Below are 11,156 nucleotides of genomic sequence, written 5' to 3'. Positions count from 1 at the left end.
GGGCATACGGGGTCGGAGGACGGCTCGCGGCGGCCGAAGGGCCGCGCCGCGGGGCGCCAATGGGAGTTCGAGTACCTCTGCCACGCCAGTTGGACACACTTCCCCCCGTGGGGGTTGTACGCGTCCGAGAGGTCCCACAGCAGTCCGGATCCGCCCTGGCCCTCACGGCCGGTGTCCAGCGCCAACACCCGCCAGTACCCGGCCCGGAACGCCTCCCCGACCGTCCTGCCCTCCAACTGCGCATGTCCCCCTACCCGTAGCGCGGCGAACAGCAACACCCGCCGCTCCACCGGGATCGCCCCCAGGATCTGCCGCCCCATCATCGCCCCGGCGAACGAGGGCGCCGCGAGATGTGTCACGCTCCGGCTCCGGGTCAGCGCCTGCGGATGCGCGGCCCGCAGGGTGCGGTACACGGCGGTCGCGAAGTCGTCGTCGTACAGCCGCAGCACCACCCGTAGGTCCGGCCGCAGCGACCGCGCGTACAACGCGGCCTCGAGATTCGTCGTGTCGGAGCTGGTCACCGCGAGCAGCGCATGCGCGCGGTGGATCTTCGCGGCCTCCAGCACCCCCTCCTGCGTGACGTCCCCCAGTACCACCGGCACCCGTAACCGCCGCGCCACCGCGAGCCCCCGCGCCTCCGGTCCGGCCTCGACGCACACCACGGGGATGTTCAGCTCACGCAACCGGGTCAGCACCCGTGTGCCGATCTTCCCCAGCCCGAGCAGCACGACATGCCCGCCGAGACCCCGGGGCGGCCGGCGTAGGGTTCCCGCCCCGCGGAACGTCCCGAGCGCCTCCAGCACCGCGGCCAGCAGCACCGGCAGCAGCAGCAACCCCATCAGTCCGGAGAGGAGTTGAAGGACCTGACGTTCGGTGGTGGCCCCGACGGCCGGGTCGTTGATGGCGAACAGATCCAGCAGCGTCAGATACAGCGCGCCCAGCGGATGGATGCCGGTCACCAGCCACAGCGCCACCGCCAGCGCGAACACACACCCGACCAGCCCGGCCAGCGACCACCGCAGCCGCCGCGAGAACAGCGAGGCGAACGGCACCACGACCCCGACGCCTCGTCCGGCCGGCAACGCGGGCCCGGCGGAGTAGGCGACCTGCTCCAGGACGACGGACCCGCGCCGCCCGGACACGGCCGCCTCGCGTACGGCCGCCGCGTCGGGCAACAGCAGTGGCCCCTGCTCACCGCTGGCCTCGGAACCGTCCGCGAAGGCCGGGTCGCTGCCGATCGCGGAGAGCAGCGCGAGCGTGGGCAGGCCCGGTGGGTCGGACTCCCCGGGACCGGCCGGCGGCCGCTCCACGGCGCGCAGCAGCAGTCCGGCCGTCTGCACCACCTTGCTGGTGCCGACGACGGCGGTCGCGGCGAGCGCGGGGGCCGCGGTGTCGGCGTCGGAGAGCACGGTGGTCGAGGCGTCACCGGCGGAGGTGTCGTAGGCGTCCCCCGTCGCGCCCGCGCTCTCGGCGGCCAACGCGGCCGCCTGGTCGAGGAGTTCCTCGATGTGCTGGCCCAACCGCCGGTTGTAGAGCCGCAGGACGAGCCGCAATCGGGGGTTGAGCCGACGAGCGGTGAGGGCGGCCCGGATGTTGGTCTCGTCGTCGTCGTACACGAGCGCCAGCGCGGCGGCCCGCTCCACGCCCGCCTCGGCCAGCACCGCCTCGGTGGCCTCCACGGCCTCCAAGGTCCGCTGTCCGTTGGCGGGTTCGCTCGGGGCGGTGGGTGTGCCGTTGCCCGCCGCCCGGTTGACGGCCGCGCTCACCACCCGGTCGAGCAGCGCCGCCGACACGGCCCGCGCCCGCCCCACGACCGGCGGCCGTACCGTCCGCTCGGCGGGCGGCACGACGAGCGTGACCTGCTCCTCGTACACCCCCCGCAGTTCGGCGGCGAGCCGGTGCGCGAGACCGTCGTCACCGCACACCACCATGTGCGCGCCGGCGGTGCCCGGCGGCTGACCCTGATTCGGAACGCTCCCCACGAGGGAGAAGACTGCCTCACCGGGACGGGAGGTTCCACGGATGAGGTGAACACCCCGTACGTAACCCCCGTATGAAAGGGGAGGGAATGCGAGAAACAGGCATCAGGGAGAACACGGAAGCCGGAGGTGCGCGACCCGTGGCCATCACCAGAGCGGCCCCGCACGAGGAGGGCGCCCCCCGGGACCGACCGCAGGCACCTCCCGCACCTCCCGTACCTCCCGTGCGGCCCGACGAGCCCGGGCGGCTCACCTCGCCCCTGGTTCTGACCATGCTGCTGCTCCTGATGGTGCTGCTGCAGAGCCCCATCCGGCGCGCGCTGTCCGCCCCGGTGATGCAGAGCTGGACGACGGTGTTCGTGGCGGTGGTGGTGCAGGCGCTGCCGTTCCTGGTGCTGGGGGTGCTGCTGTCGGCGGCGATCGCGGTCTACGTACCGCCGTCCTTCTTCGCCCGCGCCCTGCCGTCCCGCCCCGGACTCGCGGTCCCGGTCGCCGGGTTCGCGGGCGCGCTGCTGCCCGGCTGCGAGTGCGCGTCGGTCCCCGTGGCCGGCGCCCTGGTCCGCCGGGGCGTGACCCCGGCCGCGGCGCTCGCCTTCCTGCTCTCCGCCCCGGCGATCAACCCGATCGTGCTGACGGCGACGGCCGTGGCCTTCCCCCGCAACCCCGAGATGGTGCTGGCCCGTTTCGTCGCCAGTCTGCTCGTCGCGTGCGCGATGGGCTGGCTGTGGCAACGGCTGGGCCGCACGGACTGGTTGCGGCTGCCGGCCCACGCGCCGCACGAGGGGGAGACCAAGGGGGCCGCTTTCTGGGACTCGGTCCGGCACGACGTGATGCACGCCGGCGGCTTCCTGGTCCTGGGCGCGATGGCGGCGGCGACCCTGAAGGCCGTCGCCCCGGAGAGCTGGCTGCGCACGGCCGCGGAGAACCCGGCGGTCGCCGTCCTGACGCTGGCCGTCCTCGCGGTGGTCCTGTCCATCTGCTCGGAGGCGGACGCGTTCGTCGCCGCGTCCCTGACCCAGTTCTCCCTCACGGCCCGGCTCGCCTTCCTGGTGGTCGGTCCGATGATCGACCTCAAGCTGTTCGCGATGCAGGCGGGCACCTTCGGCCGGGGCTTCGCGCTCCGCTTCGCCCCGGCGACCTTCGCGCTGGCCATCGCGTCGGCGGTCCTGACGGGATGGCTCCTGCTGTGAACCGACAGTCCCAGGCGGCCGTCCTCTTCCTCCTCGGCGCGGCCCTGCTGCACGCCGGCACCACCGACCTCTACCTCCGCTACGTGAAGGCGGGCCTGCGCCCGCTGCTGCTGGCGTCCGGCGCGATCCTGATCGTCACGGCGCTGGCGACGGCCTGGTACGAACACCGCAGGACGAAGACGACGAAGACGACGAAGACGACGAAGGCAACGAAGACGACGAAGACGACGGCGAAGCGCGAGCAGGAGCAAGGGCAGGAGCAGCAGGAGGCAGACGCGGAAGCCCCCGCCCGTCCCGAACATGCCCGTCCCGAACATGCCCGTCCCGAACATGCCCGCCCCGAACACGCCCGTCCCGAACACGCCGTCCCCGAGCATGCCCACCCCGAACCCCGGGTTTCCTGGCTCCTGATCCTCCCCCTCCTGGCGCTGATCCTGGTCGCCCCGCCGGCCCTGGGCTCGTACAGCGCCACCCGCACGGGCACGGCCCTCCAGGAGCCCCTCGCCTACCCGGCCCTGCCCGCCACGGACCCGCTGCCCCTGAGCGTCGTCGACTACGCGGGCCGAGCCGTATACGACCACGGCCGCACCCTCACCGGCCGCGAGGTCCGCCTGACCGGCTTCGTGGCCCTTGACCACGACGGCACGCCCTACCTGGTCCGCATGGCCCTCAACTGCTGCGCCGCCGACGCCCAGCCGGTCAAGGTCGGTCTGACCGGAGACATCCCCCCGGTCCTCCAGCCGGACACCTGGCTGGCCGTCACCGGCACCTACACCCCTCGCACCACCCACGACCCGGTCAACAACGGCCCCATCCCCTTCATCAGCGTCACCACCGCCACCCCGACCCCGACCCCGCGGGACCCCTACGACGAGTCGTGGAACAACTGAGGGCGCAACTCTTCGCGATACGGCGCGGTTAAGGCTCCCTCAACCCCTGGTGGCCGGGCGGTTAGCGCCTCATGATGGGGCCATGACGGCGGCCTCGCGTGCCTTGACACGACTGGCGACCTGGCCCGACCTCGCGGAGGTCCGGCCCAGCTGCGGCACCGGTCGGGCGTTGCGCTCGGGCGGGGTCGAGATCGCGCACTTCCACTCCGACCGGAGTGTCGACCTGCATCTGACCGGCAAGGCGATCCACCGGTTCGAGAGGGACCTGAGGCACTCCAGCGCGATCCGGCTGCTGCCCGGCTCGCCCTGGGTGACCGTCCACCTGGAGTGCGAGACGGACATCGACCTGCTCATGACGCTCGTCAGCGCCGCTCTCCAGGCCCACCAGCGGCACCCGGACGTGGACCCCACCGTCCTTCCGCGCTGCAACGAGCACCGGGACTTGGCGCTCACCCGCGACAGCGCCGGCGGTATCTAGACCTCCGAGGCCTCCTTCACCCGGTGTCGTTCGGAGGGTGGAGTCCGCCCTGGTGAGCAGGCGATTCACGGTCGCGGAGAGGCTCCCGGTGCTTCCTGCCGGTTGGCAGGTGCCCGCCCCGACCGTCGGTTGGCAGGTGCCCGCGCCGACCGTCCGCCGCCCGGCGCCGCCTGCCCCTACGTCTCGGCAATCCGTCCCGGCCGTCTGGATAGCTGACGATCCGTCAGTTATGGTCGCCCTGACGTGCTGAAGCCATCACCCATACCGACGCCATCACTCGTACTGACGCCGATACCGACGCCGATACAGATACCGATACGGAAGGGGCGAGCGCCATGGAGACCGAACCTGATCGTCCGAGCCGTCCTCCCCGGAGCCCGCGGCCGCCGGGCGTTCCCCGCTGGGTGGCGATGTTCTACGACCCGGCCTCGACGTCCTGGCGGCCGGGCGCCGAATCCCCCGACCGCACCCCCGTGTTGTACGCGATCGGCGAGATGACGCAGGTCAAACGGGCCCGGGGCGACGAGGTCGCCGTCGCCCTGTGGGGGCCGAAGGACGGCGAGTGGCAGCGCTTCGACCCGTCGTCGGCCGCGGTCGGACCGGAGGCCGCGCCCCCGTCGCCGGGCGACGGCGCCGTGCGGCCCGGCCACGCCAAGCTCGCGGAACGCATGGAGGACCGTCGGCACCAGGTCCTCATGGCGGGCCTGAGCAAGGCGGGCCTCTACGATCTCGCGCCGGACGACGTGACGGCCGTCCGGACCCTGGTCGACCAGGTGGACGAGGCCACGCTGCGCAGGCTCGCCCACTGGATGGCCCTGGCCGGCGGGGCGGTTGACTGAGGGGGCCGGAGGGCAGGCACGTCGTATGACGGTCTCAGTGAACCGCGAACTCTGTTACGGCTCCCGCGAGTGCGCATTCCGCGTGCCCTCCGTCTTCACCACGGCGGACGACGGCTTCGGAGCCGTCGTCCCGGGACGCGAGGACACGGGCGACGACCCGCGGGTGCGGGACGCGGCCGAGCGCTGCCCGTCGCAGGCCATCAGTCTCTGAGGGCGCCCCGGGGCGGGTAACTCCAGCGGAAGGACTCCAGCGCCCGGGTACGCGCCTCCACCACCGCCATGCGCGCCTCCCGTTCGGCGGGGTCGACATGCGCGGACTGGCCCGTCACCTGGCCGTCCCACTTCCGGTAGAGCAGCCCGGTCCGCGCCGAGAACCAGCCGCGGCTCACCGAGTTGAGCGCCAGCAGGACGCCGGTGTCCTCGGACGCCGGCAGGGCCATCCAGCCGCCGAGCGCGGTCAGCAGGTCCCGCCGTACGAAGAGACTCGCGGGGTGCACCGGCGCGCGGAAGTCGTTCGCCTTCCAGTGGTCGAGCACGGTCCCCCGCTCGATCGGCCCCTCGGCGGGATCGCCGGGGAAGCCGACCGTGGAGCCGTCCGGCAGGAGGTCCAGGGCGCTCGAGGTCGCCCAGCCGAGGCCCGGATCGCGTTCGAGGGCGGCCAGATCGCGGGCGAGGGTGCCGGGCGCGAGCCGGTCGTCGGCGTCCAGGACCTTCACGTACTCGCCCTCTGCGTGCGCGAGCGCGATCGTGCGGGCGACTCCGGGTCCGCCCGGCCGCCCCTGACGGAAGGTCACCCGGGTGTCGTCGGGCACGCGGCACGCGACCTCGTCCGTCGCGCCGTCCTCCTGGATCACCCAGTGCCAGTCCCAGCCGGCGGGTAACTCCTGGGTGCGCAGCGACTCGTAGGCCTCGGGCAGATACCGGGCCGAAGGGGCGTGCACGGCGGTGACTATGACGATGCGTCGGCTCACGAGCACACTTCCGGGCAAAGTGCCGGGAGGTCGAGGCGCCCTGAGCGCTCGCGCCCCCCGTTGTCACGGACCGCGCTCACCTTGCTGGGTATCGGCACGTCGCCAGCCTACGACTCCCGGTCCACGGAACTCGCCGAGGGTGCACCGGGGTGCGCCGAGGGGGCATGGAGAGGACGCCGAGGGGACACCGAGGGGGCTCACCGGGACGGGCTCGGCGGGAAAGGGCCGGGAAAGGGCCGGGAAAGGGCGGGACCGGCCGGGAGAAGGGCAGGAAAAGGCCCGGTCGCTGGCGACGGGGGATGCACCAGCGACCGGGCTATGGCCAAGGCTAACAAGGCAGCCGGGTCGGCGGGAGCCGACTTCTCAGCTGCTCTGCCGTTGTGATCGGGATCACTCTCCCGGTCAGTCCTCGCACGGGGGCTCGTAGGAGAGCCGGGGCAGGTATTCGTGCCACTTGTCGGCCGTCAGCACGCCTCGCGTGGTCGCGCAGATCCGCCTGATCGCCTCGTCGACGTCCAGATTCCACAGCCTTACGGTGTCGGCGCCGCTGGAGACGCCGAGCATGTGGCTGTTGGGGCTGAAGGACAGGAAGTTGCCGGTCTTGGCGTTGGGGCTCATCGACTGTCCGATGGGGGAGGCCCCGGTCGGGTCGGTCACGTTCCACAGGCGGACCGTGTTGTCGTTGCCGCCGCTGGCGAGGGTGTCGCCGTCCTGGCTGAAGGTCAGCGACGCCACCGCCTCGGTGTGGCCGGTGAGGGGCGGGCCCCGCCGGGACGCCCGCGCCGGGTCGGTCACGTCCCACAGCCGTACCGTGTCGTCGTCGCTGCCGCTGGCCAGCGTGTGGCCGTCCGGGCTGTAGGCGAGCGCGTTGACCGGGCCGACGTGCCCGGTGAGCGGCTTGCCGGCGGGGGTGGCGTGCCGGGGGTCGGTCACGTTCCACAGCCGTACCGTGTGGTCCGCGCTGCCGCTGGCGAGGGTGCGTCCGTCCGGGCTGAACACGAGAGTGTTGACGAACCCCTTGTGCCCGGTGAGGGGGGAGCCGAGCGCGGTGGCGTGGGCCGGGTCGCCGACGTCCCACAGCTGGATGGTGCGGTCGTCGTAGGCGGTCGCCAGCGTGCGGCCGTCCGGCGCGAAGGCCAGCGCGTCGGGGCCCAGGAACCGGGTGCGCAGCTCGACGGGCGGCCCCGCGGAGACGGGCCGGGCCGGGTCGGTGACGTCCCACAGGTACACCGCCCGGTTGGCCGTCAGCACCGCGAGCGTACGGCCGTCGGGGGAGAACGCGAGTGTGCGCTCGCCGCCGTCGGCGGCCATGAAGGGCGCGCCCAGCGTGACGGGCCGGTCGGGCTCCGCCACGTTCCACAGCCGGAGCCTGCCGTCGCGGGCGGCCGTGGCCAGTACCCGTCCGTCCGGCCGGAAGGCGCCGCTGCGGCCGATCATGTCCGAGGTCGGGACCGACCAGAGCCTGACCTTGCCGTCGCCGTTGCCGGTGGCGAGGGTCCGGCCGTCGGGGCTGAAGCCGATGGCGTACATCTCACCGCTGCCCCCCGCGAGCGGCTCGCCGACCTGCGAGGGGTACGCCGGGTCGCTCACGTTCCACAGGGTGGCCGTGCTGTCCGCACTGCCGGCGGCCAGCATGGTCCCGGCGGGGTTGAACGCGACCGACCACACGGGACCGGTGTGCCCGGTGAGCGGTGGGCCGAGCTGGGTCGCCCGGCCCGGGTCGGTCACGTTCCACAGCCGGATCGTGTCGTCCGTGCTGCCGCTGGCGAGGGTGGCCCCGTCGGGGCTGAAGTCCAGCGAGTGCACGGTGTCGGTGTGACCCGTCAGGACCCTGTCGATCCGCTTCGGCCGACGCGGGTCGGCCGTGTCCCACAGCCGGATCGTGTTGTCGTCACCGCCGGCCGCGAGAGTACGGCCGTCCGGGCTGAACGCCACGGAGCGCACGGCGGCCGTGTGGCCGGTCAGCGCGCCGAGCGCCGTCGGCCGGCCCGGTGCGGTCATGTCCCACAGCCGTACGGTGTGGTCCTCGCCCGCCGAGGCCAGTGTCCGCCCGTCCGGGCTGAAGGCGAGCAGGTAGATCGTGCCGGTGTGGCCGGTCAGGGGCTTCCCGAGCGGGCGTGGGTGCGCGGGATCCCGGACGTCCCACAGCCGGACGGTGCCGTCGTCGCCCGCGCTGGCGAGGGTACGGCCGTCCGGGCTGAACACCGCGCTGCTCACCCAGCTCCGGTGGCCGGTGAGGGGCTTGCCCAGGGACTTGGGGCGGGACCGGTCGCCGACGTCCCAGAGCCGGACGGTCCGGTCGTAGCTGGCGGTGGCCAGGACCTTGCCGTCCGGTCTGAACGAGGTGAGGTAGACGGCGCCGGTGTGGCCGAGGAGCGGCGTGGCCAGCGGCGCGTTCACGATCGAGATCAGACGGTTGTTGGTGCCCGCGTCGTCCGGCCGCAGGTCGTGCGCCACCAGGTCGAGCTGCGCGGACAGCGACGGATCCGTGTACTGGACGCGGTCGGCCTCCGCGACCACCTGCTCGAACACGGCGTCGTTGCGCTGCTGCCAGGCGACCACGGCCGCGCCGACGGCGAGGATCGCCAGCACCACCAACGCCGACACCGCGCCCCGGCTGATCCACACGATGCGCCTGCGCAGCCTGACCGACGCGGCCAGGAACTCCACCGCGCTGCGGGTCAGGAAGGTGTCGCCGGCGGATTTCGCCCAGCTGCGGGCCTGCTCCAGCCGGGAGCCCCGGTAGAGCAGCGCCGCGTCACGGTTCGAGCTGTCCCAGGCCCGGCCGTCCTCCTCCAGCCGCTGACGCAGCAGATGGTCGCTGCGGTCCTCGTCGATCCAGTCGCGCAGCCGCGGCCAGGCGTGCAGGAGCGCCTCGTGGGTGATCTCGACGGTCTCGGCGTCGAGGGTCACGAGCCGGGCGCGCACCAGGGCCTCGAGCGACTCCTCCGTCTTGCCGGGGTCGGCCGACTCCTCCGCCAGCTGCCGACGGGTGCCCCGGCGCCGGGTGGCCTGGGTGTCCTCGCCGAGCCGGACCAGCCGCATCAGGAGCAGCCGGGCAGCCGTACGCGCCGCCGGGTCGAGCCCGGACCAGGCCCGCTCGGCGGTCGCCGCCACCGCGCCCTGGATCCCGCCCGCCGCGCGGTAGCCGGCCAGCGTCAGCCGTCCCGCCTTCCGGCGCTGCCAGGTGGCGAGCAGGGCGTGCGAGAGAAGGGGGAGCGCGCCCGCGTGCGCTCCACGCGGGCCGTCGACGGTCACCTCACGGATGATCAGCTCCGCCAGTCCGGGTTCGAGCTCCAGCCCCACGGCCCTGGCCGGCCCGGTCACCGCCTCGCGCAGCTCCGAAGTGGACAACGGCCCCAGCACCATGTGCCGGTGCTGGAGCGCGTCGGAGAGCTCGGGGTGGCTGAGGCACTCCTCGTAGAAGTCGGCGCGGACACCGAGGACGACGAGGGCGGGGGGCGGTAACGGCCTGCCCGCCGTGCCGGGGTCGGGGTCGGCGGGGGTGCAGGCGTCGTGCAGGAGCCGGATGAAGAGGCGCCGGTCCGCCTCGTCGGTACAGAGGGTGAAGGCCTCCTCGAACTGGTCGACGATGATGACGGGAAGGGCGGGGAGGGCGGCGAGGGCGGAAGAGGCGGAGGACACGGAGGACGCGGAGGGGGCGAAAGGAGCGGAGGGGCCGGTCGCTTCGGAAGAGGCGGGAGCTTCGGAGGAGGCGGGAGCTTCGGAGGAGGCGGGAGCTTCGGAGGAGGCCGAGGCTTCGGAAGAGGCGGGAGCTTCGGCGGAGGCGGCCGCGTCTCGTCGCGCCCAGGCGGTGACGGCCTCCCGTACGGCCCGCGCGAAGCCGGGGGTGCCGGGTTTTTCGCCGGCGGCTGTCGCTGTGGTTGTGGCTGTGGTTGTGGTTGTGGCTGTGGTCCTGGCCGAGCCAGAGCCGGACCGGGAGCCAGAACCAGACCGGGAGCCAGAGGTAGAGGCGGAGGCGGAGTCAGAGGCAGAGGTCGATGTGGTGAAAGGGGCGAGCTCGGGGATACGGCTGGTCAGCTCGGCGAGCGGATCGGCGCCCGGCACCAGTTGGAGGACCCGCGGGGAGCCGGAGCCGCCGGCCTTCGCCGCCCGGCCGCCGCGGTTCCGGTCGGCCGCCGCACCGTTCTGGAGGGCGGGCACGAGACCGGCGCTGAGCAGCGAGGACTTGCCCGCGCCGGAGGCGCCGACCAGCATGACCAGGCCGCCCGTCCGTTCCGCCGCGCGAAGCTGGACGACGAGGGCGTCCGTGCTCCGCTCCCGGCCGAAGAACCAACGGGCGTCCTGCTCGCGGTACGAGGCGAGCCCGCGGTAGGGGCACACCCCGCCGGGGACACCCTGAGTCTCGGTCGCCGGCCGCTCGCCCGCCTCCTCCGTCACCGGGGCGACGGGGGCATCGCCGACGACGGGATCGGCCACCGCCCGCTCCCACAGCCGCTGCCACTGGCCGAGGTCGTACAGCCCGGTGGACACCGGTGCCGGCCGCGCGCGCCGCGCCTCGGGTATCAGGACGTGCAGTACGGCGGCGAGGGCGGCGAACTGGGCGGGTACGTTCCTGGCCCGTCGCCAGTCGCTGATCCGCTGGGTGGACACCCTTACGGGCCGTCCCCGCTCGTCGACCCGCTGGAGTCGGGCGACCGTCTCGGACACGCGCTTGAGCGGAGGGTTGCCGGCCTCCTTGTACAGCAGCGCGAGTCGTTCCGCGAAGGCTGTGCGTGCGCCCGAGTCGGAACTCAAGGCCTCCACCCCTAACTTCCCCCGCACCTGCAATCCGGACCGGAAAAACCA

At 73.3% G+C, this 11,156-nt stretch carries 8 protein-coding genes; 5 read left to right on the top strand and 3 right to left on the bottom strand.

Annotated elements, in window-relative coordinates; all coding sequences use genetic code 11:
* Window positions 1-1,931: NAD-binding protein (locus QQM72_RS35990; RefSeq protein WP_314224995.1), on the bottom strand; the 1,931-nt coding region annotated here is incomplete at its 3' end.
* A 188-nt stretch (window positions 1,932-2,119) separates the two neighbouring features.
* Between QQM72_RS35990 and QQM72_RS35985 the strand changes: the two genes are divergently transcribed.
* The 5 genes from QQM72_RS35985 (at window position 2,120) to QQM72_RS35965 (ending at window position 5,587) form a co-directional block, all read left to right on the top strand.
* A complete protein-coding gene (locus QQM72_RS35985) occupies window positions 2,120-3,169 on the top strand; it encodes a permease (protein ID WP_314224990.1) in 1,050 nt (349 codons plus the stop codon).
* Window positions 3,166-4,059, top strand: a complete 894-nt coding sequence (locus tag QQM72_RS35980) for a TIGR03943 family putative permease subunit (RefSeq protein ID WP_314224989.1) — start codon at window positions 3,166-3,168, stop codon at window positions 4,057-4,059. Before QQM72_RS35985 ends, QQM72_RS35980 begins: the two co-directional genes overlap by 4 nt.
* 82 nt (window positions 4,060-4,141) lie before the next feature.
* Window positions 4,142-4,537, top strand: a complete 396-nt coding sequence (locus QQM72_RS35975; protein WP_314224988.1) for a luciferase domain-containing protein — start codon at window positions 4,142-4,144, stop codon at window positions 4,535-4,537.
* Window positions 4,538-4,872: 335 nt separating this feature from the next.
* Window positions 4,873-5,376 carry a hypothetical protein gene (locus QQM72_RS35970; protein ID WP_314224987.1) on the top strand — a complete coding sequence of 168 codons (504 nt, stop codon included), beginning with the start codon at window positions 4,873-4,875 and terminating at the stop codon, window positions 5,374-5,376.
* A 25-nt stretch (window positions 5,377-5,401) separates the two neighbouring features.
* The gene (locus tag QQM72_RS35965; protein ID WP_314224986.1) at window positions 5,402-5,587 is read left to right on the top strand and encodes a ferredoxin; all 186 of its coding nucleotides are present in this window, start codon (window positions 5,402-5,404) and stop codon (window positions 5,585-5,587) included.
* On the opposite strand, the gene QQM72_RS35960 is transcribed toward QQM72_RS35965, so the two are convergent.
* On the bottom strand, window positions 5,577-6,347 hold the full coding sequence (locus tag QQM72_RS35960; RefSeq protein WP_314224985.1) for a glycosyltransferase family 2 protein: 771 nt from the start codon (window positions 6,345-6,347) through the stop codon (window positions 5,577-5,579). The two genes, QQM72_RS35965 and QQM72_RS35960, sit on opposite strands and share 11 nt — an antisense overlap.
* Window positions 6,348-6,749: 402 nt before the next feature.
* Complete coding sequence (locus QQM72_RS35955) at window positions 6,750-11,114, bottom strand: nSTAND1 domain-containing NTPase (RefSeq protein WP_314224984.1); 4,365 nt, start codon at window positions 11,112-11,114, stop codon at window positions 6,750-6,752.
* Window positions 11,115-11,156: the final 42 nt, after the last annotated feature.

The sequence above is a fragment of the Streptomyces zaehneri genome (assembly GCF_032248645.1).
Lineage (GTDB): Bacteria > Actinomycetota > Actinomycetes > Streptomycetales > Streptomycetaceae > Streptomyces > Streptomyces coriariae.
The sequence above is the reverse complement of the archived record's forward strand: the minus strand, read 5'-3'. Positions and strand labels throughout refer to the sequence as shown.